Genomic DNA, 26,409 nt, shown 5'->3' with positions numbered 1-26,409 from the left:
AGAGGTGCGGCAGATGCGCATATGCGACGTAACTCGGGCAACCAGACGGCACCAACGCGGAGTCCCATTCAACGGGATGATCCGGGGCGGATGCGGGGGCACCGGGCACACTAATGCGCAGCATCAACAGGCCCGTCGTCGAAGGAGACGCCATGACCGTTATCCGCACCCGCGTCGCCATCGTCGGCGCCGGACCCGCCGGACTCCTGCTCTCTCACCTGCTCGCCGACGCCGGTATCGAGTCGGTCATCGTCGATTCCCGCACACGCGAGCAGATCGAGACCACCATCCGCGCCGGCATCCTCGAACAGGGGACCGTCGATCTCCTCGTCGACAGCGGCGCATCAACGCGCGTGCTCACCGACGGCAACCGGCACGACGGCATCGAGCTGCGCTTCGCGGGCGAGGGACACCGCATCGACTTCCCCTCCCTCAGCGGACGCAGCGTCTGGCTCTACCCGCAGCATGAAGTGCTCAAGGACCTCGTCGCCACGCGGCTCGCGGCCGGACAGGACCTGCGTTTCGGGGTGCGCGTCGACGCGGTGGAAGACGCCGCATCCGATCGGCCGCGCGTCATCGGCGTGGATGCGGACGGGCAGCGCGTCGAGATCGCGGCCGAGTTCGTCGTGGGCGCGGACGGCTCGCGCTCCGTCGTGCGCCAGACACTCGGCGGGTCTGCGGCCGGGTCGTTCCGCGAGTATCCGTTCGCGTGGTTCGGCATCCTGTGCGAGGCCCCGCCGAGCTCCGAGGAGCTCATCTACAGCAATTCGGATGCGGGCTTCGCCCTGATCAGCCAGCGCAGCAGCACGGTGCAGCGCATGTACTTCCAGTGCGACCCGAAGGCCGACCCGGACGCACTGAGCGAGGCGCAGATCTGGGACGAGTTGCAGGCGCGCGTCCCGGGCACGACCCTCAACGAGGGTCCCATCTTCCAGCGAGACGTACTGCGCTTCCGTAGCTTCGTGGCCGGGGAGCTGCGCCGCGGCCGCGTCGCGCTCATCGGTGACGCCGCGCACACGGTCCCGCCGACGGGCGCGAAGGGCATGAACCTGGCCGTCGCCGACGTCGTGCTGCTCGACATCGCACTGCGCGCGCTGCTGCTTTCCGGCGACGAACGGCCGATCGACGCCTTCTCCGAGACGGCGTCGCGGCGGATCTGGAAGGCCCAGCACTTCTCGTGGTGGATGACCAGCCTGCTCCACCGCACGCCCGACGCATCCGACTTCGACCGCCAGCGACAGCTCGGCGAACTCCGCTCGATCATCGACTCGGACGCCGGCCGCACCTACCTCGCGGAGGCGTACACCGGCTGGCCCTTCGAGACCCGCCTCGGCTGACCCGCGCGGCCCACCCCGCGCCGCCGCACCCGCGGCCCGCCCCCAAGCAGGTACCGCGACATCCGCACGACCGACCCCACCCCCGCGGCCCCACAAGCCCCACCGGGCACCATCCGCACCACGCGTCGTGCACATGTCGCACCGCGGCGCACCCATCCGGCGCACGAAACCGGGAGCGGCCGGGACCGGCGGGCAGGGTAGAGTCCGGTGCTCGTGAGCATCCAGACCCCCGGCGAGCGCCGAGCACGACGCGGCCGGGCGCTCCTGCTGCTCGTCGCCGTGGCGCTGGTCGCCGCGAACATGCGCGCGACGATCACCGGTGTCGGCCCGCTGCTGGAAGAGATCGCCGACGATCTCGGCACGACGACAGCGGCCCTCGGATCGCTCGCCGCAGTGCCCCTCCTGGCCTGGGCGATCGTCTCGCCGTTGACCCACGGCCTGTCACGCCGGTTCGGGATGTCGCGCGTGCTGCTCATCGCCCTCGTCGCGCTCGGGGCAGGAACGGCATGGCGGTCGCTGCCGGGCACGGAGGTCAACCTGTGGCTGGGGACGGGCCTGATCGGCGCCTCCCTCGCTGTCGCCAACGTGATCATGCCGGCGGTGATCAAACGCGACTTCCCGGGGCGCGTGCCGGTCATGATGGGCATGTACACGGCACTGCTCGGCGGCGTGGGAGCCATCGCCTCGGCCGTCGTCGTGCCCATCTCGCACGCCGTGAACGATCCGGATGCCGGATGGCGCGTGGCGTTGGCCGCGACCGCCGCGCTCCTGCCGCTCACGATCGCCCTCTGGGCATGGGCCCAGCACGGCCGCACCCCGCGGACCGCGCCGGCATCTCCCTCGCCGGGCGTCTCGCGCAGCACGGGGATCTGGCGCGACCGCCTCGCGTGGCAGATCGCGGCCTACATGGGCGCGCAGTCCGCGTCGTTCTACATGCTCGTGACATGGATGGCCCCGCTCGCCGCATCCACCGGCAAGTCTCCCGTCGCCGCGGGCGTCGACGTCGCGCTGTACCAGATCCTCGGTGTCGTCGGATCGTTCGTCGTCGCTTTCGCCCTGCAGGGGCGCCTGCGCCGGGCCGTGCCCGCGGCACTCCCCCTCCTCGCGATCGTCGCCGCCGTCGGCATGATCCTCGCACCGCAGCTGCTGACCGCATGGGCCCTCATCTCAGGCCTGTCGGCGGGCGCGTCCCTGAGCATGTCGCTGACCCTGATGGCGCAGCGCGCGAGGGACGCCGCCGCATCCTCCGCGCTCTCCGGGATGTCGCAGTCGGTGGGATACCTGCTCGCGGCCGCCGGTCCCATCTCCTTCGGAGCCCTCCACGCTCTCGACGGCGGCTGGACCGCGCCGTTGCTGCTCTACATCGCCGTGCTCGTCGGGCAGTGCGTCGTCGGCGTCTCCGTCGGACGCGACCGGTACGTACTCGACGGCCGGTGAGCGGATGTCGGCGGCACCTGCGACGCTGACGTCATGCGTGCGCAGCTGACCGCCGACCACGAGATCCCCGAGCGCGACCCGCTGAGCGTGCTCCCCGGTGAGCGGGTGACGGTCGGCGAGCGCGACACCGAGTGGCCCGCGTTCGTGTTCGTCACCACGACGAACGGATCCGGCTGGGTGCCGGCTCGACACATCGACATCGACGGCGCTGCGGGGATCGTGCGCACCGGTTACGACACCACCGAACTGGCCGCCCGCGCGGGCGATGTCGTGGAGATCCTCGCCGACGACATCGAGAGCGGCTGGTCGTGGTGCTGCGACGCCGCGGGCCGCGAAGGATGGGTTCCGAACCGCACGCTCGCGCGGATGTAACCGAAATCCTGCGGAGCGGATGCGGCCCCGACCGCACTCAGGGGAACGCGATGCGCCGGAGGAGGTCGGCGAGCTGCAGGCGCTCCGCAGCCGAGAGATTGGCGTGCAGGTCTCGCTCGGCGGCCTCGGCGGCGGCGAGCGCACGCTCATGGAGGGCGAGGCCCTCGGCGGTCGCGACCACGACGTTGGCGCGTCGGTCTGCGGGATCGGGCCGACGTTCGATCAGCCCCCGGCGCTGCAGATCGTCGACGAGGGCGACGACCTGGCTGGGATCGAGGCGCAGGAACTCCGCGAGCTCGCGCTGCGAGGGCCCCGCGGCGGTGTCGCACGCCAGCGCCAGCACCGAGTAGGACCGCACCTTCAGTCCGACGGCGGCGAGGGCCGCGTTCCCCGCGGCGAGCGAGAGGGCATTGGCACGGGCGAGCAGGAAGCTGACGTCGTCGGCGAGCCGGGCGCGCGCGTCCGTCCGCGCTGCAGCTTCCTCGCTCTTTTCCATGGATCGATCCTAACAAAAGGTGCGGGAAACAATAATTGACAATTTCAACTAGTCCGGTTTCAATGAGAGCACGAACGAAGGAGTCCCCCATGTCCCTCGACGGCAAAGTCGCCATCGTCACCGGATCCGGCCGCGGCCTCGGTCTCGCCTACGCCCAGGAGCTCGCCCGTCAGGGCGCGCGCGTCGTCGTGAACGACGTGGATGCGGCCACCGCCGCCGAGGCGGTCGCATCGATCGAGCGTGAGGGAGGCCAGGCGGTCGCCGTCGTCGCTCCCGTGGGCTCGTCGGAGACGGCGAAAGAGCTCGTCCGCACGGCCGTCGACACCTACGGCCGGCTCGACATCCTCGTCACCAACGCCGGCGTGCTGCGTGACACCGTGCTCTGGAAGATGAGCGACGAGGCCTTCGACACCGTCATCGACGTGCACCTGCGCGGCACCTTCACGTGCGTCCGCGAGGCCGCCACCTACATGCGTGAGAACCAGATCGCGGGTCGCATCATCTGCATCGGCTCGCCGACCGGGCAACGCGGCAACTTCGGACAGACCAACTACGCCGCCGCCAAGGCCGGCATCGTCGGCATGGTGCGCACCTGGGCGCTCGAGCTGAAGAAGGCCGGCATCACCGCAAATGCAGTGATCCCCGTTGCCGCCACCGCCATGACGGCGACCCTGCCGTACTTCGCCGCAGCGGTCGAAGCGGATGCGGCGGGCGAGCCCATGCCCGCGTTCTACCGCCACGACCTCGGCTTCGGAACCTCCGACGACGTCTCCGGCCTCATCGCCTTCCTCGCCTCGGATGCGGCGGCGAACGTCTCGGGCCAGGCGATCGGCGTCGGCGGCGACCGCATCCAGCTCTGGTCCCACCCGGAGCCCGTCGTCACCGCCTACCGCGAGGGCGGCTGGAGCGCCGAGGCCCTGGAGTCGGAGTTCGCCGACCTGGTCGGCGACAACCTGCAGTCGGTCGGCGAGCGCTTCCCCGCACTGCCGGAAGAGCTGCAGCGCCCCCGCCCCTGAGACTCGAGGGGTCCGGTCCAGACCGGACCCCTCGCACCACGCATCCCCGACGACGAGGAACGCCGATGACCACGCGCTACGAACCCGCGATCGATCTGTCCGCCATCACGGCGATCGACGTGCATGTGCACATCGAGGTCGACGCGCACGGGCACTCCTCACTTCCCGAGGATCTGGCGGAGGCCGCATCCGCCTACTTCAGCGCCGATGCCGGCCGCCCCGACCTGGACTCGGTCGCCGCGTACTACCGCGAGCGCTCCATGGCCGCGGTCGTGTTCACCGTGGACGCGCAGACGGCGCTGAAGCACCCGGCGCTCTCCAGCGAGGAGATCGCCGCCGGCGCCGCGCGCAACAACGACGTGCTCATCCCGTTCGGCTCCGTCGACCCGCATCAGGGGCAGGCCGCGGTCGATCGCGCGCGGCACCTGATCGAGGACTACGGCGTGCGCGGCTTCAAGTTCCATCCCACCGTGCAGGGCTTCGACCCGAGCGATGAGCAGTACTTCCCGCTCTACGAGACGCTGCAGGCGGCAGGCGTGGTGTCTCTCTTCCACACCGGGCAGACGGGCATCGGCGCCGGGATGCGGGGCGGCCGCGGCTTCCGCCTCGCTCTGTCGAACCCGATGCTGCTCGACACCGTCGCAGCCCGGTTCCCCGACCTGCAGATCATCATGGCCCACCCCTCGGTACCGTGGCAGGACGAGGCGATCTCGGTCGCGACCCACAAGCACAACACGTGGATCGACCTGTCGGGCTGGAGCCCGAAGTACTTCCCGCCGCAGCTGGTGCGGGCGGCGAACTCGTTCCTGAAGAACCGCATCCTCTTCGGCTCGGACTTTCCGCTGCTCACCCCCGACCGGTGGCTGCGCGACGTCGAGCAGATCGAGATGAAGCCCGAGGTCATGCCCGGCATCCTCAAGGACAACGCCGCGCGTCTGCTCGGGCTCGGTTAGCCCATGATCCCGAGACTGCGCAGCGAAGCGCCTTTCGGCCACGATCCGCTCGGGTTCGCCGACGCGGCGCTCAGCGAGGGCGCCCGGGCGGCCCTTGCACGCCTCGACGACATCCTGCGCGCCGAGGTCGCGCCTCTCCTGCCCGCCGCGTGGGAGACGGCGACGCTGCCGGCCGCGATCATCGACGCGCTCGCACGGCTCGATCTCATGCAGCCCGCCGGCGTAGACCCGGCGGAAGCCGCATCCTCCGTCTTCTCGGGCTATCGCGCCTTCGTCCTCGCCCGCACCGACGTCTCCGTCGCGACGGCGTACAACGCGCAGTCGGGACTGTTCCGCACCGCGGTGCGCCGCGGGGGCTCCCCCGAACAGGTGGCCGCGCTCGACGACGCGATCCGCAGCTTCGCACTGCGGGGCGTCTTCGCGTTGACCGAACCCGACCACGGCTCCGACATCGCCGGCGGGCTCGCCACGACAGCGACGCGTGCGGGGCACGGCTGGGTGATCGACGGTGCGAAGCGCTGGATCGGCGGCGCCGACACCGCCGATGTGTTCGTCGTGTTCGCGCGCGCCGCCGACGACGGCGAGGTCAAGGCGTTCCTCGTGCCCCGGGATGCGCCCGGCGTCACCCTCACTCGCATCGAGGGCAAGGTGTCGCTGCGACCCATGCAGAACTTCGACATCCGCCTCGAGGGGGTGCGCGTCGACGAGAGCGCGCGGCTCCAGCGGGTGGACACCTGGCGCGACGTGGCCGAGATCCTGCGGGCGCTGCGCTCGGATGTGGCCTGGATAGCGACGGGCCTCCAGGCGGGCGCCCTCGATGCGGCGGTCGCGTACGTGCGCGAGCGGGAGCAGTTCGGCTCGCCGCTGGGCGGCTTCCAGCTCGTCCAGGAGAAACTCGCCCGCATCCTCGGCAACCTCACCGCATCCCTCGGCATCGTCACGCGCCTGTCGGCGCGGCAGGATGCGGGGGTGCTGCGCGACGAGGACTCGGCGCTGGCCAAGATGCAGACCGCTCGTCTCGCGCGCGAGAGCGTCGCCCTCGCGCGCGAGGTGCAGGGCGGCAACGGCATCCTCCTCGAGCACGGCGCCGCGCGGTTCTTCGCCGACGCCGAGGCCGTCTACTCCTACGAGGGCACCCACGAGATGACCGCCCTGATCGTCGGGCGCGGGCTCACCGGCTCGTCCGCCTTCGTCTGAACATCCACCGAAAGGAACCCACCATGACCACGACCGCCGCTTACGCCGACGCCGCAGCCCTCGCGGGCACCGACCTCGGCTTCACCGACTGGCTCGAGGTGACCCAGGACCGGGTGAACCTCTTCGCCGACGCGACCGACGACCACCAGTGGATCCACGTCGACCCGGAGCGCGCGAAGGAGGGCCCCTTCGGCGGCCCGATCGCGCACGGATTCCTGTCGCTGTCGCTGACCGTGAAGTTCTGGTCCGAGCTGTTCGATCTGGAGGGCGTCGGCACCAAGGTCAACTACGGACTCGACAAGGTGCGCTTCGTCTCGCCCGTCGCCGTCGGCGCCCGCATCCGCGGCGGCGCCGTGATCGCCGAGGTCACCGAAGTGCCCGGCGGTTACCAGTTCGCCGTCGACCAGACCATCGAGATCGAGGGCGCCACCAAGCCCGCCGTCGTCGCTCGCGGCCTGTACCGCTTCTACGCCTGAACCCTCATCCCCCGGGCTGCGCCCGAACCCACCATCACGAGGATGCAACGATGCACGATCACGGATTGGGATCCTGGATCACCAAGAGACGACTGAAGAGCCCCGGCAAGCCCGCCATCATCGTCGACGGCGGCGAGACGCTGTCGTACGGCGAGCTCGCCGACGCCGTCGATCGCACGGCCGCCGTGCTGCGCGAGCGCGGCGTCAGCAAGGCGGATGCGGTGGCCTACCTCGGCGAGAACAGCCCGGCCTTCCTGCAGGTGCTCTTCGCGTGCGCCCGCCTCGGGGCCGTGTTCGTGCCGGTCAACACGCGCCTCGCGGCTCCGGAGATCCAACACGTGCTGACGGACTCCGGCGCCCGGGTGCTCATCCACGACCCGGAGTTCGCGGAGCGCATCATCCCGGGGATCGAGGCCGCATCCATCGGCGAGGTCATCCTCACGGGCGAGGGGATCTCGCACCATCCGGGCCTCGCTGCTCTGGTGCGCGACGCCGACGGCGGCTCCGTCGGGACGACGGATGTGTCGCTCGAGGATCCCGCCGCGATCGTGTACACGTCAGGCACGACCGGACGCGCGAAGGGCGCCGTGCTCACCCACGGCAACCTCACCTGGGTCGCACTGAACTGCATCGTCGACTACGACGTGGTCTCGACCGACATCGCGCTGATGATCTCACCGCTGTTCCACGTGGCCTCGCTCGGCATGGGCGCGCTGCCGGTCATCCTGAAGGGTGCGACGCTCGTGCTGGAGAAGGGATTCGACGCCGGCCGCGCGCTGATGCTGATCGAACGCCACCGCATCACGATGCTCAGCGGCGTTCCCACGACCTACCAGCTCATGGCCGATCACCCCGACTGGCCCACGACCGACCTGTCGAGCCTGCAGAAGCTGACGTGCGGCGGCTCGGCTGTGCCGACCCGCATCCTCAACGCCTTCGAGGCGCGGGGGCTGTCGTTCTCGCAGGGGTACGGCATGACCGAGACCTCCCCCGGCGCCACGTCCCTGGCACCGGCGATGACCCGCGCGAAGCAGGGCAGTGTGGGCCTGCCGCACTTCTTCACCGAGGTGCGCGTGACCGACGACACGGGCGCCGTCGTGCCGCCCGGCATCGTGGGAGAGATCGAGATCGCGGGGCCCAATGTGTTCCCCGGGTACCACGGGCTCCCGAACGAAACGGCGGCCTCGTTCCGCGAGGACGGCTGGTTCCGCTCCGGCGACCTCGGCTATCTGGATGAGGACGGCTACCTCTTCATCTCCGACCGGCTGAAGGACATGATCATCTCCGGCGGAGAGAACATCTACCCCGCCGAGGTCGAGAACCTCATCAACGACATCCGCGGGATCTCCGGGGTCGCGGTCATCGGGGTGCCCGACGAACGATGGGGTGAAGTCCCGTGGGCCGTGGTGACCGTCAAGGAGGGCGCCGAGGTCACGACCGAATCCGTGCGCACCCAGCTCGACGGCGTCCTCGCCCGGTACAAGCTCCCCAAGAACGTCGTCGTGGTCGAGGACCTCCCGCGCACCGCATCCGGCAAGGTCCGCAAGGCTGCGCTGCGTGAGCTGTTCGGACGGAAGCACTGATCGTGTCGCTGCTGTCGCGTCCCGCCGTCGCACGATTCGTCGCGCGGCGGTTGCAGAAGGCGATGCCGCGCATGATGGCGGCACAGGCGGGCGGACTCGACCCCCGCGAGCGCCTGCCGGAGTTCAACGCCCAGCGGCGCGAGCTCATCATCCCGGCCGACCCGCCCGCCCCCGCCGTGATCTACCGCGCGGCGGATGCGGCAGCCAACCCCGGCGTGCACGTGAACTTCCACGGCGGCGGCTACATCCTCGGCCAGCTCCACGGCGACGACGCTCTGTGCCGCGCGATCGCGAGCCGGGCGGGCGTCGTGGTGATCGACGTCGACTACGCGGTCGCGCCCCAGCATCCGTTCCCGACCGCGGTGCACCAGGCCATGCGGGTCGTGCAGTGGGCGATCGACAACGCGGACGCGCAGGGGTGGGACGCCACGCGGCTCACCGTCGGCGGGCAGAGCGCGGGCGGGGCGATCGCCGCTGCGGTCGCTCGGCAGGCGCTGGATGCGGGCGGTCCCCGCATCCGTCTGCAGGTGCTGCACTACCCGCCGCTCGATCTCACGGTTCCCGCGGCCGAGAAGCACTCGCCGCTCGCGAGACCCCTCCTGCGACCCTGGATGTCCGAGGTCTTCGACAGCTCCTACGTGCCGGACCCTCGAACGCGTGCCGATCCGCTCGTCTCGCCGGCGAGCGCCTCCGACACCGCCGATCTCACGGGCATCGCTCCGGCCGTCGTCATCGCCGCATCCGACGACATCCTGCGCGACGAGGACGAGCGCTACGCCCGGCGCCTCGAGCGCGTGGGCGCCCTGGCGGAGTTCTGGCAGGTCGAGGGCGCCGACCACGGCTACGACGGCAGCGACGACGCGCTCGCCCGGGAGAACTACCTGCGCATCGCCGAGCACATCCGCGCCGCCCAGGAGTGACGGCTCGCCCGCTCAGCGGTCTTCGGGATCCGGTCTCTTGCCGATGGCGTCTGCGAGCGGATCGACGGGCAGCGCGCCTCCGATCTGCGACGTGGGCTTCGCCTCGCGGTGCGGGTGCGTCGGTGCGCTGCGACCGAGGTACGCATCGCTGTAAGGGTCGGATGCGTAGAGGGTCTCGCTCTCGGTCCTCTTCCTGCGGCGGGGCCGGAACGAGAGGAGCGACACCGCGCCCAGAGCGAGAACCGCTCCGACGATCACCACCCAGAGCGGGATCCGCCACGCGAAGGCGATGGATGCCCAGTACAGGCCGAAGCCGCCGAGGACGATCGCGGCGATGAGCGCCCGCCGCCAGCGATAGAGCGCCATATTCCACGGTAACCCGGCATCTCCGGGGGCACCAGGGTCTGCTCAGCCCTCGCGGCGGTGAAGAAGTACGAGCACGACGGCGGGTGCCGCGGGGTCGTCCACGTAGACCTGCGCGGTGTACGCCCCCGCATCCGACAGGCGGATCTCGGCAAGCTCGCCGGAGAGGAAGCTCCCGAAGCGCGCCGACGGCATCGGCAAGAACAGGGTGTGCTCGAACACCTTCTCGCCCGGCGGGGCGACCTCGCCGGTGGTCCGCACCCGCACCGTCACCTCGCCGTCGACGTCCCCTCGCGTCGCGACCATGATCGCGGAATCGGTTGCGACGGCCGACTCTTCGCCGGTCACCCACTCGGGAAACTCCGCATCCTCCGCGGCGAACAGCACGACCTGCGCGTTCAGCGGCGTCACCGTGATATCGGACTCGCTCATCTCGGTCTCCCTCCCGCGATGGCCAGGGTACTGTCCGTCGGGCACGACTCAGCCGCATCCGGCACCACCGGCGGCACAGGGCCCCGACCCGGCCGGTTCCGACTGAGCTGTGCCCGCCCGCGGTGCCCACCCCCACCCCCACGTCCCAACTCCTGCACAACCGGCCAGTGGCAGCTCGGAAACCAACGGACGAGCGGTTCTGCAGGAGTTCGGGGCACAAACTCAGCCAGAACCGGCACCACAGGCAGCACCCCGCCCCGACCCGGCCGGTTCCGACTGAGCTGTGCCCGCCCGCGGTGCCCACCCCCACCCCCACGTCCCAACTCCTGCACAACCGGCCAGTGGCAGCTCGGAAACCAACCGACGAGCGGTTCTGCAGGAGTTCGGGGCACAAACTCAGCCAGAACCGGCAGCACCGACAGCACCCCGCACCGACCCGGCCGGTTCCGACTGAGCTGTGCCGCCAGACCCCCGGGGCGGGAGGCGGGGATCAGTCCCCGGGGAGCGCGGCGGCCAGGGCCTCGGCGGCCGCCGCCGACCACGCGGCCCGACGGGCACGGTAGATCTCGGTCGTGCGTTGAGCGGGCCAGTCCTCGCCGAGGTAGTCGAACGGCAGGCGCGGATCGCTGCGCAGCAGCTCCAGCCAGTCGGCGACGAGCATCGTGAGCGCCGACAGCGGCGGGGCCTCGATGGTCTCGGCCGTGTTCCACTCCAGGGCGAAGCGTTCGTGCGCGGCGCGGATGCGGGCGAGGTCCCACGCGGTGCGCGCCGCGTCCGCCACGGGGAACGCGGCAAGGTCGCGGGCGCGGAAGGCGATCACCGCGCCGGGCGGCAATTCCTCCTTGAGCCCGCCGAGGGCCGCGACCAGGTCCACCTCGCCCGGGGCGATCCACAGGCCGTCCCGTACCGCGGCGAACCCCTCCCACGCGAGCGCCGCGCGCAGGCGGTGGCGGAGGGTGCGCTGGTCCTCGGGCACAGTGAAGGTCACGAGGGTCCAGCCGCTGCCGACCGGATCGAACGGATGCGGCGAGTGCACGCGCTCGGAGGCCTCCTCCAGCACCGCACGCCCCTGATCGGTCAGGGCGAACTCGACGCCTCGCCCGACCCGCGCGCGAGAGAGCAGCCCGGTGACGGCCATCCGGTCCAGGGCCGCCCGCGTCGTGGGAGCGGCGACCCCCGCGCTCTCGAGGACGTCGAGGTAGAAGCTCGCGCGCACGGGCCGGGAGATCCCCCGTTCGAGGAGCTCGCCCAGCAGCGCGAGCAGCAGACGCTGCGGCGCGCGCTGGGTCGCTTCGACCTCCCGGGAGAGGGATTGCACCGATGTCACCGACATATCATGCGGCCGGACGGACGGCCTCGCCGCGCTTGGCGCGCTGGATCTGCTCGTACACATGCGTGCGCAGCTCCGTGAAGCGGGGCAGCGCGCGCGTCGTGATCTGGTCGCGTTCCGGGGCGAGGTCGATCACCAGATCTTCCTGCACCCATGTCGGCGACTTGGAGAGCACGACGACACGCTCGCCGAGGTAGACCGACTCGTCGATGTCGTGCGTCACGAACAGGATCGACATGCCGCGCTCCAGGTGCAGGCGGCGCACGAGGTCCTCGAGGTCCGCGCGCGTCTGCGCGTCGACCGCCGCGAAGGGCTCGTCCATGATGAGCACCTCGGGCTGGTAGGCGACGGCGCGCGCGATGGCGACGCGCTGCTGCATGCCGCCCGAGAGCTGCCACGGGTAGCTGTCGGCGGCGTGGTCGAGACCGACCGCGAGCAGCGCGTCGTCGATGAGGGAGTTGCGCTCGCTCTTGGAGAGCTTCTTGTGCTTCAGCGGCAGCTCGACGTTGCCGCGCACCGTGAGCCACGGATACAGGCTGCGTCCGTACTCCTGGAACACGAGCGCCATGTTCGGCGGCGGCGCGGTGACCTGCTTTCCGTCGAGCACCACGCTTCCCGCGGTGGGGCGCAGCAGCCCCGAGATGCACTTGAGCAGCGTCGTCTTGCCGCATCCGGACGGGCCGACGATGCACACCAGCTCGCCGCGGCGCATCGAGAAGTCGATGTCGCCGATCGCCTCCACGACGCCCGTGGAGGACTCGTAGACCTTCTTTAGGTGCTCGACCTGCAGGAGCGTCTCAGGCACGCTCGACCTCCTTGATTCCGTGGTACCAGCGCAGAATCCTGCGCTCGACGAGGGTGAAGATGACCGACAGGATGATGCCGACCAAGCCGAGCAGCACGATGCCGCTCCACATTTCCGCGATGAGGTAGTTGCGCTGGAAGTAGGCGATCTGGAACCCGAGGCCCGACGAGGAGAAGAACATCTCGGAGATCACCATCATGATCAGCGCGACCGACAGCGTCTGACGCACGCCCGCCATGATGCGCGGGCTCGCCGCCGGCAGCACGAGCGAGAACAGGCGCTGTGCGGGAGTCAGGGAGAACGACTTGGCGGTCTCGGTCATGACCGAGTCGGTGCCGCGCACCCCGTCGACCGTGTTCAGCAGGACGGGCCACAGCGACCCGAAGACGATGACGACGATCTTCATGTTGTCGGTGACACCCAGCAGGGCGACGAAGACGGGGATCAGCACAGGAGGCGGGATGGCGCGGAAGAACTCGAGCAGCGGTTCGACGAGCTCGCGCAGCCACCGTGTGAGTCCGATGACGGTGCCCAGCGCGACTCCGACGGCGATCGCGAGCACGATGGCCAGTGCCAGCCGGGTCAGGCTCGGCACGACGTCCGTGAGGAACGCCGGCCCCACCCAGGTGTCGACGAACGCCTCGGCGATACGCCCCGGCGGCGGGAAGAACTTGCCCGGGGAGATCGTGCCCCACACGCCCCAGATGATCAGCAGGACGATGGGCAGGGCGAGCGCGTACACCGTGCTCGCGGCCAGGCGCGCCCACACCCGTGGCGGGCGCGGCGGCGTGCGGACGGTGCTCGTGTAGAGGGTCACAGCACTTCCTCCCCTCGCACCGACTGGTGCCAGGCGAGCGCGCGGCGCTCGAGCACCCGGAAGACGAGGTTGATGATGAGTCCGAGAATGCCCGTCACGATCACGACCGCGTAGACCGTGGCGATGTTGCCGTTGCTGGCCGCGAGGATGATCACTTTGCCGAGGCCGGGGTTTCCGATGGTCATCTCCGCAGTGATCGCGAGGATGAGGGCGACGGATGCGGCCAGGCGCAGCCCGGTGAAGATGTAGGGCAGCGCGGTGGGCAGCACGAGCGAGCGCAGTTGCGCCGCGCGGGTGAGACCGTAGCTGCGTGCGGTGTCGCGGGCGACCGTGTCGATGTCGGCGACGCCGTAGAGCACCTGCACGAACACCTGCCAGAAGCAGGCGTACACGATGATCACGAGCGCCGCGGGGATCTGGATGCCGTAGGTCAGGATCGCCAGCGGGATGAGGGCGACGGAGGGGATGGGGCGCAGGAACTCCACCGTGGTGTGGGTTGCGCGCCGGAGCACGGGGATCAGCCCGATGAGCCCTCCGAACAAGATCCCGAGCAGTGAGGCGATCGCGAGTCCGATCGCCCACGCGGTCAGGGTGCGCCCGACGTTGCGCCAGAACTCGAGGTCGCCCGCCATCGTCCCGAGACGCGTGAACGTGTCGACCGCCGAGGGCAGTTGAGAGGGGTTGATGAGTCCGGCAGCCGCGATGAGCTGCCAGCTGCCGAGGAACACGACGACGCCGAGCAGTCCGAGCAGCGGCGCTCGGAACGAACGTCGGCGACGACGCCGCGGCACGACGACCGTCGAGGTGTGCACCGGCGCAGGCGGAGCGAGGGTCATGGGGGGCCTTCCAGAGGGGATGCGGGGGATGCGGCGGGTGCCGCATCCCCCGCTCGGGATCACTGCGGCTGGATCAGCTTCGTGAAGTCGGGCTCCTTGTCGATGTACTTGTACTGCACGGCGAGGGCGGCGAGCTTCTCGATGCCGGCGTCGGCGAGGTCGGAGGTGAAGTTCGGCAGCGTGATCGCGGCGGCCGCGGCCTCGGGGATCTCGAGGTTCTTCACGATCGCGGCGCGCACGGCGTCCTCGTTGTCGGTCGCGTACTGCTGCGCCTCGGCCATCGCCGCCGCGTAGTCGGCGACGAGCTGCGGGTCGGCGTCGATCTTCTCCTGCGTGGTGAAGTTGGTGAGCACCGTGAGTCCGGGGATGGTGGCCTGGTACGGCGAGACGACGTCGACGCCGCCGCCGGAGACGATGAGACCGCGGAAGGGGTCGGGCACCCAGCCGGCGTCGATGTTGCCCGCTTCGAGCTGCGCCTTCACGTCGGGGAAGGCGACCTCGACGAATTGGATGGTGGACGAGTCGCCGCCCGCATCGTCGACGGCTTTGCGGATGGTGAGGTCACCGGCGGCGCCGATGCTGTTCACCGAGACGCGCTTACCGGCGAGGTCGGCCGGGCTCGTGATACCCGAGTCGCCGAGGGCGACGACGGAGTTGACGTCCGCACCGTCGGCGTGGCTCGAGGCGTAGTTGCTGAAGATCACGACGCCGAGATCCTGCAGGGCGGCGCGGATCGGGCCCATGGGCTGACCGATCGCGAAGTCGATGTCGCCGCTGAGCAGCGCGGGGATGGCCTGCGCGCCGCCCTGGGCGGGAACGACCTCGACCTCGAGGCCGTGGTCCTCGAAGATGCCGGCGTCGATGGCCGCCCACAGGGCGCCCGTCTCGGCGATCGGCAGCGCGGCGACGCGCACCTGGCGCATCTCACCGCCGCCGGCGGTGGAGTCACCCGAGGGCGACGTGGCGGGCGCGGCGGAATCGGTGCAACCGGACAGGGTCAGAGCGGCCACGGCTGCAAGAGCGATGGCGGCAAGGGTCTTCTTCATCGAAGTGCCTCTCAGTGACGGGTAAGCAGAACGCCAACGCGAAGCATCCGTCACGCGGAGTCACCACCTCGAGTCCCCGACGCGTCGGCACCGCAGCGTGCTGACCCCCTCATGGTGCGGGGTGGCACCGACGAAAGTCAAGAGATTCGTGACGCCCGTTTGCGTTTCGTTGAATCCGTGTCGGTCGTCACGCGTCTGCGATCTGCGACCGCACCCCCGCCTCGATCGCGTCGAGCAGTCCGTGCAGCCCGTGCTCGAACGCGGCATCGAGCCGCTCATCGGGATCGGCCCAGGCGCGGCTGGCAGCGAAGAGGGCGCCGTCCTGACTCGCGATCCGCCAGACCTCGGCAGGCGCCGCCCGCTCGAGGGCCACCCCCAGCGCAAAGCTGTCGAGCACCTCGAGGTGCACCGCGACCTGCACCGGCGCGAAGCCGGCGCGCTGCAGCGCGGAAGCGAGCCGCTCGTAGAGATCGAGGACACTCTGCGACGTGATGGGAGCTCCCACCAGCGCTGACACGAGGCGTGGGTGCCGCGCGTATCCGGCGTGCATGGCACGGAGGATGGCCTCGACCTCCTCGCGCCACCCGCGACGCACGTCCGGAGCCGGAGGCGGATCGTCGCGCACCATGCGGTCGCGGATCACGTCGATCAGGTGGTCGATCCCGTCGACGTGGTAGTACAGCGAGGCCGCGGCGACACCCAGACGCTTCGCCAGGGCGCGCATCGAGAACGGCTCGCCGCTGTCGAACAGCTCGAGCGCCTCGTCGACGATCCGCTCGCTCGACAGCAGCGCGGTCCTCGGTCTTCCCACACGCACCCCCGAAACAGAACAGTTACACAGCGTACTTGTCGGGGACTCAATCGATCGACATACTGCCTAACACTGTTAGATAAATGACCTCTGGAGGAGTCATGTCAATGAGGACGAACACCCCCTCCGCACCCGCGGAGACCACCGGCACCGTCGGCGCCCTGAAGAAGAACTCGCTGGGAGCGGGAGGAATCACCTTCCTCGTCGTCTCGGCCGCAGCCCCTCTGACCGTGATCGCCGGCACCGTGCCCCTCGCGATCCTGATCGCCGGGCCGGCGGCCCCCACCGCCTATCTGCTGGTCGGCATCGCGCTGGTGGTGTTCGCGGTCGGGTTCATGGCGATGACCCGGCACGTGACCAAGACCGGCGGCTTCTACACTTACATCGCGGAATCGCTCGGACGTCATTTGGGCCTGGGCGCCGGCATCCTCGCGCTCGTGTCGTACAACGCGATGCAGATCGGGATCTACGGCTTGTTCGCCGTCAATGCGAAGGCGATGGTGGCGACGGTGTTCGGCATCGATCTGCCCTGGCCGCTGTTCGCCTTCGCCGCGATCGCCGGCGTCTGGGCCATGGGCTTCACCGGGATCGACGTCGGAGCGAAGGTGCTCGGCGTGCTGCTGGTGGCGGAGACGCTCGCGCTGATCGTGCTCGGAGTCGCCATCATGGCCACCGGGCAGCTGCCCGAAGGATTCGGCACGGGCGCCTTCGCTGCGGCCAACGTGTTCACTCCGCAGTTCGCCGTCGTACTCGGCCTCGCATTCGGCGCGTTCATCGGCTTCGAGTCGACCGTGCTGTACCGCGCCGAGGCGCGCACTCCGAACCGCACTATCCCGCGCGCCACCTATGTCGCCGTCATCGCGATGACGCTCTTCTACTTCGCACTGACGTGGCTTCTCGTGCAGGCCCACGGGGAGAACCTGGTGCAGGCGTTCATCGGCGAGAACGGCGTCGAGAACTTCCTGTTCGCCACCGCGGGCAGCCGCCTGGGCGACGCAGCGACCGTGGTGTTCCTGCTGCTGATCGTGACGAGCGTGTACGCCGCGCTGCTGGCCTTCCACAACTCCATCAACCGCTACACGTACGCCCTCGCGCGCGACGGCGTCCTGCCTCCGGTGCTGGGCCGCACGCGCGCCGTCGCGGGGACGCCGTGGGTGGCGGGAGTGGCTCAGACCGCGCTGGCCGTGGTGGTGGTCGGCGGGTTCGCGATCGCCGGCGCGGACCCGTACCGTCAGCTGCTCATCTGGGTGAACACGCCGGGCGTGATCGGGATCGTGGTGCTGCAGATTCTCGCCGCCGCGTCGGTGGTGGTGTTCTTCCTGCGCCGGCGCGACATCGCCAGAGCCTGGTACGTGCTGCCGGCGGGGGTGCTCGGCGGAGTGCTGATGCTCGTGTTCCTCGTACTCATCGTCGTCAACATCGGCGTGCTGACCGGCGCCGACGCGGCCACGAACGCGGTCATCATCTCTGTGACCGGCCTCGCCCTCGTGTTCGGCATCGTCCTGGCGGCGATTCTCCGGCGCGCCCGGCCCGCGGCGTATGCCGGGATCGGAGGAACGCAGCAGTGACCGCGCCACTCGTGGTCATCGCCGACGCTCTGCACGGGCACGACGCGCAGGCCCTCGCCGTTGCAGACGGCCGCATCGTCGCTATCGGCGACCGGGCGGATGCGCGCGCGTGGACAGGCGTCGGGACCGAGACGCTGCGGGTGCCCGGAACGGTACTGCCCGGACTGGTCGACGCGCATGCGCATCCGATCCTCGCGGCGCGCGTGTCAAGGGGGCGGGATCTACGCGGTGTGCGCACGCTGGACCAGCTGCGGGAAACCATCGCCCACGAACGGCTCCGGGCCGCGGGCGGATGGGTTCTCGGATGGGGGCTCGAGCACGCGGTGTGGGAGGGCCGGACGCCGAATGTCGACGCGGTCGCCGATGCCGCGGGAGACGCCCCGATGCTGCTGCGTATGTTCGACGCGCACTCGGCCCTGGCCAGCCGCGCCGCGCTCGAGCTCGCCGGCGTGCGAGAGGAGCGCACGTTCGCATCCGGTTCGTGCGTCGAAGCGGATGCGACCGGCAGGCCCACCGGCTTCCTGCGCGAACACGAGGCGATCGGTCTCATCGAGCGGATCGTGCCGTCGGAGCCGGATGCGGTCGTCGCCGCACGACTCGCCGACCAGCTGGCGGACATGGCCGCGTCGGGTCTCACCGGCGCGCACGTCATGGACTTCGAGGGCGATCCCACAGCGCTGTACGACGCGGTCGAGGATGCGGGCCGGATGTCCCTGCGCCTTCGGATCCATCCGTGGGTCGATCCCGGGATGGCCCCCGGCGACTGGGAGAGGCTCGTGTCCGAGACCGGCACGGGGGGCCGGCTCTGGCGTCGCCACGGGGTCAAGTTCTTCCTCGACGGCACGGTGGACAACGGCACTGCATGGCTGTGCGCACCGGACTGCCACGGGGAGTCGCTGCGCAGCACCTGGTCGTCTCCCGCGCACTACGCGGCGGCGATCGCGCACTTCGCCGGGCACGGTGTCCCGACCGCCACGCACGCCATCGGCGACGCCGCGGTGCGGCACGCCGCCGCATCCATCGCCGCAGCGCGCGCCGCGTACCCCGGCTCCGTCCATCGGATCGAACACCTCGAGCTGACCGGCGACGACATCGTTGCGGAGGTCGCCGCCAGCGGCGCGGTCGCCAGTATGCAGCCGACACACGTCACCCGCTTCGTGCACGCCGACGGCAGCGACAACTGGAGCGAACGCCTCGGAGTGCGCCGGGCGCAGCAGGGGTGGCGCACGCGATCGCTCGTGGAGCTCGGGGTGACGCTGGCGCTCGGTTCGGACTGGCCCATCGCGCCCTTCGATCCCCGCGAGATCCTGGCGGAGGCGCAGACCCGCAGCCACGGCGGTCGTCCACCGGTGCAGCCCGCCGAGGCGCTGACGGCGACTCAGGCCCTGGCCGGGTACACCGCGGGCGCCGCCGCGGCAGCGGGCGTCTCGAGCGAGGAAGGCAGGATCTCGGTGGGTATGCGCGCGGATCTGAGCGTGCTGTCCGCAGATCCGTCCACCTGCTCCGCGGCGGAGGTGTCGTCGCTCGCCGTGCACGCGACGATCGTCGACGGCCTCGTACGCCACCGCGGGATCTGACGCCGCCGGCGCACCTCACCCCCGGCCGGCGCTCCCCACGGAGACGGGGATCGGCGCGGAACCCCCGCGGGCGGCCGCGCGCGTGCGAGCCCGGGCGGCGATCGTCGGGACGATCCCGCGGGGCACGAGCAGGAGGAAGACGACGAGGATGAGACCGTAGCCGGCGTACTGCAGCACAGGACCCACCACGGGATCCAGACCCGGGGTCGCGCTGACGGCACCGAGCAGCTGCAACCACACGCTCACGGCGATGGCACCGACCACCCCGCCCCACAGCGACCCGAGCCCGCCGACGACGGCCATGATGACGTAGCCGAAAGAGAGCAGCGGCGGATACGTGTCCTGACTCACATACGGGGTGAAGAAGGCGCCGACGGCTCCGGCGAACCCTGCGAACGAGCCCGCCACGACGAAGACCGCCACTTTGGTACGGGCGACGGCGACGCCGCTCGCCGAGGCCGCGCTCTCGCTGCCGGCGAGGGCGCGCATCCCTCGTCCGAAGCGCGATCGCACGAGGTTGTGCGCCACGATCATCGCGACCGCGACGGCGGCGAGGGCGAGATATGCGTAGGCGAGCTGGCCCTGCACCTGGACAGGCCCGAGGGAGAGCGCCGGGATCCCGAAGATGCCGATCCCGCCGCCGAACAGAGGCACGGTCGCCATGACCGTCTGCAGGATGAGCAGGACGGCGAGCGTTCCGAACGCGAGATAGTGCCCGCGCAGCCGGAGCAGGGGCCACCCGACGACGGCCGCGAGAGCGCCCGCCACGATCGGCGCAAGAAGAAGGGCGACGACCGACGGCACACCGAACTGCGTCGTGAGCACCGCCACCGTGAGTCCGCCCGCGGCGACGAAGGCGCCCTGGCCGAGCGAGGTCTGGCCCGCGTACCCCATGAACAGCGAGAGCCCCACCACGACGAGCGCCGCGAGGGCGGTCTGCACGAAGAAGGTGAGGTCACCGAGAAACGGCGGGATCACGCAGGCGATGATCAAGACCACGGTGGGCGGCAGGATGCGGGCGAGACGCCCTCGGGACTCGTTCATTTCGCCTCCTCGGCGTTCAAGCTGCGGGCGCGCACGATCATGATCAGCAGCATCATGATCAGTGCGATCTGGGTCTGGTACGAGCCGTTCGCGTATCCCGCGACGAGCTGCCCGACGACACCGAGGATCGCGGCTCCCAGGAACGTCAGCCACGGACTGCGAAGTCCCCCGAAGATCGCGGCTGCCAGCCCGCTCAGCACGAGCGGGAGATCCGATGTCACCGATACCGCGGTCGTCGGAGCGATGAGCGCACCCGCGAGACCGCCGAGCGCGCCGGCGATCGCGAACGCGATCAGACCCATCGCGCGAGTGTCGATGCCGACCAGCCGCGCCGCGCGCGGATTGGATGCGGCGGCGGTGAGCCCGCGGCCGAGATCGGTGCGCGCGAACAACAGGCCCAGGGCGACGAAGGTCAGCACGGCGACGACCAGGACCAGCACACGTTGCGACTCGACGGCGACGCCGAGCAGATCGACTGTGCCCGGCAGGCCCGGCGGGGAGACGGGGTCCTGTCCCCACAGCAGGATGATGACCGCGGCTCCCACCATCGACATCCCGAGCGTGATGAGCAACGAGATCATGGGCGGGGTGCTGCGGCGGCCCACGGCGACGATCCCGACCAACAGGCCGATCCCGGCGCACACGAGGATCGCGACGGGTACGGCCAGGAAGGGTGGGAGAGCGCGGGAGAGCGACCACGAGATGAGGGCGCCGAACACCGCGAAGGTGCCCTGCGCGAAGTTGAGGACGTGTGTGACGCGGTAGACCACCACGATTCCGCTGCCGATGAGCGCGAAGGCGCCTGCCAGGGCGAGCCCAGACACGATGTAGACCAGCAGATCGTTCACGGCGTCTCCGTTCCCGGGGCCTCGAACCCGCCGAGATAGGCCTCCCGTACCGCGGGAGCCTCGCGCAGCTGGGCGCTCGGACCTTCCAGCGCGACCCTTCCGGTCTCGATCACGTACGCCCGTGAGCACAGATCGAACGCGTGCCCGATCTCCTGTTCGATGAGCAGGACGGCGGTCCGCCGCGTGCGGTTGAGCTCTGCCAGATGCGTCATGAGCTGGTCGACGATCATCGGGGCGAGCCCCAGAGACAGCTCGTCGATGACCAGGAGATCTGGCTGCGCCATGAGCGCCCGCCCCATGGCGACCATCTGCTGCTGCCCCCCGGACAACGTCGATGCGCGCCTGCGCCGCATCCGCTGCAGATCGGGCAGGAGCTCGTAGACATGCGCGGGGTTCTTGTCCCGACGGCGCCACGCGCCCAGGCGCAGGTTGTCCTCGACGCTCATGTCGCCGAACATCTGGCGCCCTTCGGGAACCTGCGCGACGGATCCGGTCGTACGCACGCGCCCGGATGCGGGGCGAACGAGCCCCGAGACCGCGTTCACGATCGATGTCTTGCCTGCGCCGTTCGGGCCGACGAGAGCGACCATCTCGCCGTCATCCACATGCAGCGAGACGCCGTCGACCGCGGTCGCCCCGCCGTAGCGGACCACGAGATCCTCAACATCGAGCATCATGCCGCTGCCTGCGTCCCCAGGTACGCGGCGATGACCGCCGGGTCCCGGCGGATCTCGTCCGGCGTCCCCTCCGCGATCACGCGACCGAGCTCCAGCACCGTGATGCGCTCGGCGAGAGAGGTGACCATCGCCACGTCGTGCTCGACGAGCACAACCGCGATCCCCTCCTCATGCAGGCTCCGGATGAGGGCTGCGAGCTCGCGGCGTTCGCCGGCGCGCAATCCGGATGCGGGTTCGTCCAGAAGCAGCAGCCGCGGCTCGGCGGTGAGCGCTCGCGCCACCTGCATGCGCCGCTGCTGCCCCAGCGGGAGCTGGTCCGCTGCACGGTCGGCCCAGTCCGCCAGACCCACGCGCTCGAGGTTCGTGAACGCGCTGCGGAAGATCTCACTCTCCTCTCGCCGGTGGCGCGGCAGCCGCAGGACGGCCGCGGCCGCACCGGCACGGGTGCGCGCATGGGCGCCGACGGCGACGTTCTCCCAGACCGTCATCTCCGGGAAGAGCCGGGCGCCCTGGAAGACGATCGCGATGCCGCGTCGTGCACGCTGGTGCGGGGCGAGCCGGTCCATCCGTTCGCCGTCGAAGAGGATGCGGCCGCGCTGCGGTCGCAGGTGTCCGCTGACGAGCGAGAACAGAGTGGACTTACCGGCTCCATTCGGGCCGATGACGCCGCGCAGCTCCCCATCCGCGACGCTCATCGATACCCCGTCGGTGGCGAAGACACCGCCGAAGGAACGGGACAGGTCATGCAGTTCGAGCACGTGCATCCTCCTCGGCGGCGGCCGTCACTGGGGCAGATCGGTGGTGAAACGCTTCGTCGCGTAGGCGGTGGGCACCCACGCTCCGGCTTTCGCCGTCATGATCGCCAGCGCGTCGGAGGTCAGCCCCATGTGATCGTCGGCGCTGTAGCGGTAATGACCGTTCGAGGTCAGCAGGTCGGTCTTCTCGAGGGCGTCGCGGATCGCCTGCCGGTCACTGGAGCCGGCCCGCGTGACGGCGTCGGCCAGAAGCTCGACGGCGGAGGACCCGCCGAAGGCGAACTCGGGCGGATAGACACCGTTGTTCGCCGCGAGCCAGGGATCCGCGACCGCCATCACGAGCGTCTTGTAGGCGCTGTCCGGCAGCGAGGCCCCCGCCATCGCGGCCGTCGTCGCGGCGATGACGCCCTCCGCGGCGTCACCGGCGGGGTCGAGGTAGAGGTTCGACGCCTGCGCGCCCGTGAAGTAGGTCTGCACCCCCTTGCCGGCGATCTGCTTCGTGATGATCACGGGTGCCGGGCCCGCACCCCACACGACGAACGCGTCCGGCTTCGCCTGCACGACCTTGTTCACGAGCGGGCTGAAGTCGGTCGCTGCCGCGTCGTACGGTTCGTCGAGCACGACGTCGATGCCCGCTTCCTTCGCGAGCGCAACGGTCGCCTTCTCGCCCGTCTGCCCGAAGACGTCGGCGCCGACGTAGGTGATCGCAAGGGTCTTGACGCCCTCCGACTTCCAGTAGTCCACGAGCGCCCCCGCATATACCGACGGCGTGGGCGGTGAGGTGAATGCGTAGGGGTTGCTGCCGTCGGCGAAGGCGTCGACGGGGCTCAGCGCGATGGTCGGGATCTTCTGGGTGCGCGCCACGTCTCCCACGGCCGTCGCGGCCGAGACGAACGAGCTCGCCAGCATCGCGGAGTAACTGGGGTCGGCGGCGAGCTGACTGAACTGCTTGACCGACTCGGTCACATCGGTCTTGTCGTCGACGACCGTCAGCTGCAGCTCACGCCCGTTCACCCCGCCTTTGCCGTTGATGTCCTCGACGAGGCGCTCAGCGGCTTCCTTGTCGCCGAGCCCCAGAGCGGAGTAGGGGCCGGTCAGGGGCACGACCATCCCGATCTTGACGGGACCCTCCGTGCCGGCGGTGCCGGCCGGCGCGGAGGTGGCGGAGCAGGCGGTGAGTGTGAGTGCGGCCGCGGCGAGGGCGGCGGCGCGCAGCAGGGTCTTGCGCATGGGAACTCCCGGTTCGTCATTGAACGGTGCGTCGCCCACCGACGGCGGCGGGCGCGGCAAGTCTGTCGCCGTGGGAGCGCGTCCCGTCTATCCGTGAGATCACGTAATCCACGGACGAAGGCAGGAACACTCTTCGCCCCTCTCCATTCAGCGGGATGCATAATCGGTGCAGACGAAGGGGTCTGGATGATCGCCGAACCGCGCAGCGAGTTCGTGGGCCGCAGGGCGGAGCTCGACACGATCGGCGCGTTGCTGCGCTCCGGCCGCCTGGTGACCCTCACCGGCGTGGGCGGGGTCGGGAAGACACGTCTGGCTTCGCGGGCCGCCAACGAGTTCGCCGCCGCGGTCGGGGTGACCACCTGGTTCGTCGGATTCGACAGCCTGCAGGATGCGCGCCGCGTGCCCCTCACCGTCGCGCGCGCTCTGCCGCTCGGCGAGCATTCCGCCCGCGACCCCCTCGACTTCCTCGCCGACGTCCTCGCCGACACACCCTCTCTGGTCGTGCTCGACAATTGCGAGCACCTCATCGACGCGGTGGCGGCGTTCGCCGACGAGCTCCTGGATGCGGTCCCGCAGCTGACCGTCCTCGCGACGAGCCGGCGCCGGCTCGACGTCGACGGCGAGCAGGTCTTCGCCGTCCCGCCGCTCTCCCTCGCCGAGGACGCGTCTCAGCCCTCCGACGCCCTCGCCCTGCTGCTGACGCGAGCGCGGGCCGCCGACGCATCCTTCGCCCTGTCGGAGCAGGAGCAGCCGGTGGCGGAGGAGCTGTGCCGCTCGCTCGACGGACTGCCGCTCGCGATCGAGCTGGCGGCGACCCGGCTGCGGTCGCTGCCGCTGTCCGAGCTCAACGGGCGTCTGTCGTCGCGCTTCACGCTGCTGCGGGCCGCCTCCCGCTCCGCCGTCGCCCGTCAGCGCACCCTGGGGGCGGTCGTCGACTGGAGCTATGAACTGTGCACCCCGGAGCAGCGCCGGGTCTGGGAGGCCATGAGCGTCTTCCGCGGCCCTTTCGACCTCGCGGCCGCAGCATCGGTGGCGGAGCTCACTGAGGCTGCGACCGTGGATGTGGTCGACGATCTCGTCACGCAGTCGGTCATCGAAGCGGACCGCGAGAGCGGTCGCTTCCGCATGCTCGAGACCATTCGCGCCTACGGACGCCAACGCGCGGAGGAGGACGGCGCGTGGCCGCTGCTGCTGCACCGTCACCTCGCGCACTACCGCCGCCTCGCCGAGGCCGCCGACGCCCGTTGGTACGGACCCGACCAATCGCACATCGTCGCGACCCAGCGGGCCGATCGGGCGGAGCTGCACGCGGCGCTGAGCACCGCGACGACCGTCGACGCCGACACCGCGCTCGTGCTGTTCGCGGCACTCCGGTACCACTGGGGCGTGGGCGGATTCCTGCCCGAGGGCCGCGCGTGGGCGACGCGTGTGCTGGCGCTGCCGGGTGCCGGCGCGGTGCCACGGGTGCGGGGCTCGATCACGGCGGCATGGCTGTGTCTGCTGCAGGGGGATCTGGAGGAGGCCGACATCCACTTGCGCGACGCCGAGGCGCTGCTCGCATCCGTCCCCGAGCCGGAGCGCAGCGTCTTCACCGTGGAAGCCCACAGGTGGCGCGGCACGCACGCCCTGTTCTCCGGCGATCCCGCGGCGGCCGTCGTCGACTTCGAACGCTCGATCGACGGCGCCCTCGGTGCGGGCCTCGCCGACGAAGCGCTGCTCGCGCAGTTCCAGCTCACGACGGCGCGGAGCCACCTCGGCGTGCCCGGAGCGGGAGCCTCGGCCGAGGCTGCCGTGCGGCACAGCGCGGCGACCGGTGAGATGTGGATGCGCTCGCTCGCGCTGTGGTCGCTGGCGCTGTCGGCGTTCTGCGACGGCGAGCTCGATCTGGCCGAGACGCAGGCGCGCCAGTCGTTGCGGGCGGAGGACGGCATCGATGACCCGGTCGGGGACTGCCTCGTGCTCGAGCTGCTGAGCTGGATCGACGCGGCGCGCTCACCCACCGAGCGCTCCGCCGTGCTGCTGGGCGCCGCCCGCAGTCGCTGGCGCCGCGTGGGCTCCGACATCGCGGTGCACGGCCCGCAGATGGCCGCCCATCACGAGCGATGCGTAGCCAAAGTGCGCGCCCGCCTCGGCGACCGCGCCTTCGAACGCGCCGCCGCCGTCGGCGAACGCCTGACCCCCGCCGAGGCGGTGTCGTTCGCCGCATCCGCCCACGGCGCCGCGGGCGGGCTGAGCGAGCGCGAGCGGGAGGTGGCCGCCGGCATCCACGAGGGACTCAGCAATCGCGAGATCGCCGATCGGCTCGTGCTGTCGGTGCGCACTGTCGACACGCACGTGCAGCGCATCCTCGGCAAGCTCGGCTTCGGCTCCCGCGCACAGATCGCGGCGTGGTTCGAGTCCACCCGCGCCGCGGTGGCGGGCGAGGTTACGTAGTCCTACGGATACCGCGGCCCCGGGCTCCGACCGACACTGAGCGTCAGACA

General features: G+C 70.5%; 26 protein-coding genes. 12 read left to right on the top strand and 14 right to left on the bottom strand.

Annotation, left to right across the window (positions count from 1 at the left end; all coding sequences use genetic code 11):
- Window positions 1-152: 152 nt before the first annotated feature.
- The 3 genes from ACYVJS_RS08855 to ACYVJS_RS08845 all read left to right on the top strand — a co-directional run bounded on the left by ACYVJS_RS08855 (window position 153) and on the right by ACYVJS_RS08845 (window position 3,146).
- Window positions 153-1,337, top strand: coding sequence for a 4-hydroxybenzoate 3-monooxygenase (locus ACYVJS_RS08855; protein ID WP_460739584.1), 1,185 nt, complete (start codon window positions 153-155; stop codon window positions 1,335-1,337).
- A 213-nt stretch (window positions 1,338-1,550) separates the two neighbouring features.
- Entirely contained in the window at window positions 1,551-2,774 is a 1,224-nt protein-coding gene (locus tag ACYVJS_RS08850; protein WP_460739583.1) for an MFS transporter, read from the top strand.
- 33 nt (window positions 2,775-2,807) lie between these two features.
- Window positions 2,808-3,146: an SH3 domain-containing protein gene (locus ACYVJS_RS08845; protein ID WP_460739582.1), complete on the top strand. Its 339-nt coding sequence runs from the start codon at window positions 2,808-2,810 to the stop codon at window positions 3,144-3,146.
- Between the two features lie 37 nt (window positions 3,147-3,183).
- On the opposite strand, the gene ACYVJS_RS08840 is transcribed toward ACYVJS_RS08845, so the two are convergent.
- On the bottom strand, window positions 3,184-3,642 hold the full coding sequence (locus ACYVJS_RS08840) for a MarR family winged helix-turn-helix transcriptional regulator (protein WP_460739581.1): 459 nt from the start codon (window positions 3,640-3,642) through the stop codon (window positions 3,184-3,186).
- Window positions 3,643-3,731: 89 nt separating this feature from the next.
- On the opposite strand from ACYVJS_RS08840, the gene ACYVJS_RS08835 reads away from it, so the two are divergent.
- The 6 genes from ACYVJS_RS08835 (at window position 3,732) to ACYVJS_RS08810 (ending at window position 9,787) form a co-directional block, all read left to right on the top strand.
- On the top strand, window positions 3,732-4,658 hold the full coding sequence (locus ACYVJS_RS08835) for an SDR family oxidoreductase (protein WP_460739580.1): 927 nt from the start codon (window positions 3,732-3,734) through the stop codon (window positions 4,656-4,658).
- 65 nt (window positions 4,659-4,723) lie between these two features.
- Window positions 4,724-5,611: an amidohydrolase family protein gene (locus ACYVJS_RS08830; protein WP_460739579.1), complete on the top strand. Its 888-nt coding sequence runs from the start codon at window positions 4,724-4,726 to the stop codon at window positions 5,609-5,611.
- A 3-nt stretch (window positions 5,612-5,614) separates the two neighbouring features.
- Complete coding sequence (locus tag ACYVJS_RS08825; protein WP_460739578.1) at window positions 5,615-6,808, top strand: acyl-CoA dehydrogenase family protein; 1,194 nt, start codon at window positions 5,615-5,617, stop codon at window positions 6,806-6,808.
- 23 nt (window positions 6,809-6,831) lie between these two features.
- Window positions 6,832-7,284: a MaoC family dehydratase gene (locus ACYVJS_RS08820; RefSeq protein ID WP_460739577.1), complete on the top strand. Its 453-nt coding sequence runs from the start codon at window positions 6,832-6,834 to the stop codon at window positions 7,282-7,284.
- Window positions 7,285-7,334: 50 nt separating this feature from the next.
- A complete protein-coding gene (menE, locus tag ACYVJS_RS08815; protein WP_460739576.1) occupies window positions 7,335-8,867 on the top strand; it encodes an o-succinylbenzoate--CoA ligase in 1,533 nt (510 codons plus the stop codon).
- A 2-nt stretch (window positions 8,868-8,869) separates the two neighbouring features.
- On the top strand, window positions 8,870-9,787 hold the full coding sequence (locus ACYVJS_RS08810; RefSeq protein WP_460739575.1) for an alpha/beta hydrolase fold domain-containing protein: 918 nt from the start codon (window positions 8,870-8,872) through the stop codon (window positions 9,785-9,787).
- Window positions 9,788-9,799: 12 nt separating this feature from the next.
- Here the strand turns inward: ACYVJS_RS08810 and ACYVJS_RS08805 are convergent, their stop codons facing one another.
- The 8 genes from ACYVJS_RS08805 to ACYVJS_RS08770 form a co-directional block, all read right to left on the bottom strand.
- Window positions 9,800-10,153: a hypothetical protein gene (locus ACYVJS_RS08805; RefSeq protein WP_460739574.1), complete on the bottom strand. Its 354-nt coding sequence runs from the start codon at window positions 10,151-10,153 to the stop codon at window positions 9,800-9,802.
- Window positions 10,154-10,195: 42 nt separating this feature from the next.
- Window positions 10,196-10,582 carry a hypothetical protein gene (locus tag ACYVJS_RS08800; RefSeq protein WP_460739573.1) on the bottom strand — a complete coding sequence of 129 codons (387 nt, stop codon included), beginning with the start codon at window positions 10,580-10,582 and terminating at the stop codon, window positions 10,196-10,198.
- Window positions 10,583-11,072: 490 nt separating this feature from the next.
- Window positions 11,073-11,900, bottom strand: coding sequence for a PaaX family transcriptional regulator C-terminal domain-containing protein (locus ACYVJS_RS08795; protein WP_460739572.1), 828 nt, complete (start codon window positions 11,898-11,900; stop codon window positions 11,073-11,075).
- Window positions 11,901-11,916: 16 nt separating this feature from the next.
- The gene (locus ACYVJS_RS08790) at window positions 11,917-12,717 is read right to left on the bottom strand and encodes an ABC transporter ATP-binding protein (RefSeq protein WP_274287032.1); all 801 of its coding nucleotides are present in this window, start codon (window positions 12,715-12,717) and stop codon (window positions 11,917-11,919) included.
- Window positions 12,710-13,534, bottom strand: coding sequence for an ABC transporter permease (locus tag ACYVJS_RS08785; RefSeq protein WP_460739571.1), 825 nt, complete (start codon window positions 13,532-13,534; stop codon window positions 12,710-12,712). The genes ACYVJS_RS08790 and ACYVJS_RS08785 overlap by 8 nt, the downstream gene beginning before the upstream one ends.
- Window positions 13,531-14,370, bottom strand: a complete 840-nt coding sequence (locus tag ACYVJS_RS08780; RefSeq protein WP_460739570.1) for an ABC transporter permease — start codon at window positions 14,368-14,370, stop codon at window positions 13,531-13,533. Before ACYVJS_RS08780 ends, ACYVJS_RS08785 begins: the two co-directional genes overlap by 4 nt.
- A 59-nt stretch (window positions 14,371-14,429) precedes the next feature.
- On the bottom strand, window positions 14,430-15,416 hold the full coding sequence (locus ACYVJS_RS08775) for an ABC transporter substrate-binding protein (protein ID WP_460739569.1): 987 nt from the start codon (window positions 15,414-15,416) through the stop codon (window positions 14,430-14,432).
- A gap of 187 nt (window positions 15,417-15,603) precedes the next feature.
- Complete coding sequence (locus ACYVJS_RS08770) at window positions 15,604-16,227, bottom strand: TetR/AcrR family transcriptional regulator (RefSeq protein WP_460739568.1); 624 nt, start codon at window positions 16,225-16,227, stop codon at window positions 15,604-15,606.
- Window positions 16,228-16,334: 107 nt separating this feature from the next.
- On the opposite strand from ACYVJS_RS08770, the gene ACYVJS_RS08765 reads away from it, so the two are divergent.
- Both ACYVJS_RS08765 and ACYVJS_RS08760 read left to right on the top strand, forming a co-directional pair.
- The gene (locus ACYVJS_RS08765) at window positions 16,335-17,795 is read left to right on the top strand and encodes an APC family permease (protein ID WP_460739567.1); all 1,461 of its coding nucleotides are present in this window, start codon (window positions 16,335-16,337) and stop codon (window positions 17,793-17,795) included.
- On the top strand, window positions 17,792-19,372 hold the full coding sequence (locus ACYVJS_RS08760; RefSeq protein WP_460739566.1) for an amidohydrolase: 1,581 nt from the start codon (window positions 17,792-17,794) through the stop codon (window positions 19,370-19,372). Before ACYVJS_RS08765 ends, ACYVJS_RS08760 begins: the two co-directional genes overlap by 4 nt.
- 15 nt (window positions 19,373-19,387) lie before the next feature.
- Here ACYVJS_RS08760 and ACYVJS_RS08755 read toward each other — a convergent pair whose 3' ends face one another.
- Genes ACYVJS_RS08755 through ACYVJS_RS08735 form a run of 5 tightly spaced genes read right to left on the bottom strand, consistent with a single transcriptional unit; the run spans window position 19,388 to window position 23,926 of the window.
- Window positions 19,388-20,416, bottom strand: coding sequence for a branched-chain amino acid ABC transporter permease (locus ACYVJS_RS08755; RefSeq protein WP_460739565.1), 1,029 nt, complete (start codon window positions 20,414-20,416; stop codon window positions 19,388-19,390).
- The gene (locus ACYVJS_RS08750) at window positions 20,413-21,264 is read right to left on the bottom strand and encodes a branched-chain amino acid ABC transporter permease (RefSeq protein WP_460739564.1); all 852 of its coding nucleotides are present in this window, start codon (window positions 21,262-21,264) and stop codon (window positions 20,413-20,415) included. The genes ACYVJS_RS08755 and ACYVJS_RS08750 overlap by 4 nt, the downstream gene beginning before the upstream one ends.
- Window positions 21,261-21,941, bottom strand: a complete 681-nt coding sequence (locus ACYVJS_RS08745) for an ABC transporter ATP-binding protein (RefSeq protein WP_460739563.1) — start codon at window positions 21,939-21,941, stop codon at window positions 21,261-21,263. Before ACYVJS_RS08745 ends, ACYVJS_RS08750 begins: the two co-directional genes overlap by 4 nt.
- Window positions 21,938-22,699 carry an ABC transporter ATP-binding protein gene (locus ACYVJS_RS08740; protein WP_460739562.1) on the bottom strand — a complete coding sequence of 254 codons (762 nt, stop codon included), beginning with the start codon at window positions 22,697-22,699 and terminating at the stop codon, window positions 21,938-21,940. The genes ACYVJS_RS08745 and ACYVJS_RS08740 overlap by 4 nt, the downstream gene beginning before the upstream one ends.
- Window positions 22,700-22,723: 24 nt before the next feature.
- Window positions 22,724-23,926, bottom strand: coding sequence for an ABC transporter substrate-binding protein (locus ACYVJS_RS08735; RefSeq protein ID WP_460739561.1), 1,203 nt, complete (start codon window positions 23,924-23,926; stop codon window positions 22,724-22,726).
- Window positions 23,927-24,112: 186 nt separating this feature from the next.
- On the opposite strand from ACYVJS_RS08735, the gene ACYVJS_RS08730 reads away from it, so the two are divergent.
- Window positions 24,113-26,359 (top strand): ATP-binding protein, encoded by a 2,247-nt coding sequence (locus ACYVJS_RS08730; protein WP_460739560.1) that lies wholly within the window; start codon window positions 24,113-24,115, stop codon window positions 26,357-26,359.
- Window positions 26,360-26,409: the final 50 nt, after the last annotated feature.

This window comes from Microbacterium neimengense (assembly GCF_054782995.1).
Note: the sequence above shows the minus strand (reverse complement) of the source record. Positions and strands in the feature narration are given on the sequence as shown.

What these genes read in the sequence shown, in the direction of transcription:
- ACYVJS_RS08855 (WP_460739584.1), top strand. Translation starts at nt 153, where the DNA reads ATGACCGTTATCCGCACCCGCGTCGCCATCGTCGGCGCCGGACCCGCC.
- ACYVJS_RS08845 (WP_460739582.1), top strand. Translation starts at nt 2,808, where the DNA reads ATGCGTGCGCAGCTGACCGCCGACCACGAGATCCCCGAGCGCGACCCG.
- ACYVJS_RS08840 (WP_460739581.1), bottom strand. Translation starts at nt 3,642, where the DNA reads ATGGAAAAGAGCGAGGAAGCTGCAGCGCGGACGGACGCGCGCGCCCGG.
- ACYVJS_RS08835 (WP_460739580.1), top strand. Translation starts at nt 3,732, where the DNA reads ATGTCCCTCGACGGCAAAGTCGCCATCGTCACCGGATCCGGCCGCGGC.
- ACYVJS_RS08830 (WP_460739579.1), top strand. Translation starts at nt 4,724, where the DNA reads ATGACCACGCGCTACGAACCCGCGATCGATCTGTCCGCCATCACGGCG.
- ACYVJS_RS08825 (WP_460739578.1), top strand. Translation starts at nt 5,615, where the DNA reads ATGATCCCGAGACTGCGCAGCGAAGCGCCTTTCGGCCACGATCCGCTC.
- ACYVJS_RS08820 (WP_460739577.1), top strand. Translation starts at nt 6,832, where the DNA reads ATGACCACGACCGCCGCTTACGCCGACGCCGCAGCCCTCGCGGGCACC.
- menE (WP_460739576.1), top strand. Translation starts at nt 7,335, where the DNA reads ATGCACGATCACGGATTGGGATCCTGGATCACCAAGAGACGACTGAAG.
- ACYVJS_RS08805 (WP_460739574.1), bottom strand. Translation starts at nt 10,153, where the DNA reads ATGGCGCTCTATCGCTGGCGGCGGGCGCTCATCGCCGCGATCGTCCTC.
- ACYVJS_RS08800 (WP_460739573.1), bottom strand. Translation starts at nt 10,582, where the DNA reads ATGAGCGAGTCCGATATCACGGTGACGCCGCTGAACGCGCAGGTCGTG.
- ACYVJS_RS08780 (WP_460739570.1), bottom strand. Translation starts at nt 14,370, where the DNA reads ATGACCCTCGCTCCGCCTGCGCCGGTGCACACCTCGACGGTCGTCGTG.
- ACYVJS_RS08775 (WP_460739569.1), bottom strand. Translation starts at nt 15,416, where the DNA reads ATGAAGAAGACCCTTGCCGCCATCGCTCTTGCAGCCGTGGCCGCTCTG.
- ACYVJS_RS08765 (WP_460739567.1), top strand. Translation starts at nt 16,335, where the DNA reads ATGAGGACGAACACCCCCTCCGCACCCGCGGAGACCACCGGCACCGTC.
- ACYVJS_RS08755 (WP_460739565.1), bottom strand. Translation starts at nt 20,416, where the DNA reads ATGAACGAGTCCCGAGGGCGTCTCGCCCGCATCCTGCCGCCCACCGTG.
- ACYVJS_RS08745 (WP_460739563.1), bottom strand. Translation starts at nt 21,941, where the DNA reads ATGATGCTCGATGTTGAGGATCTCGTGGTCCGCTACGGCGGGGCGACC.
- ACYVJS_RS08735 (WP_460739561.1), bottom strand. Translation starts at nt 23,926, where the DNA reads ATGCGCAAGACCCTGCTGCGCGCCGCCGCCCTCGCCGCGGCCGCACTC.
- ACYVJS_RS08730 (WP_460739560.1), top strand. Translation starts at nt 24,113, where the DNA reads ATGATCGCCGAACCGCGCAGCGAGTTCGTGGGCCGCAGGGCGGAGCTC.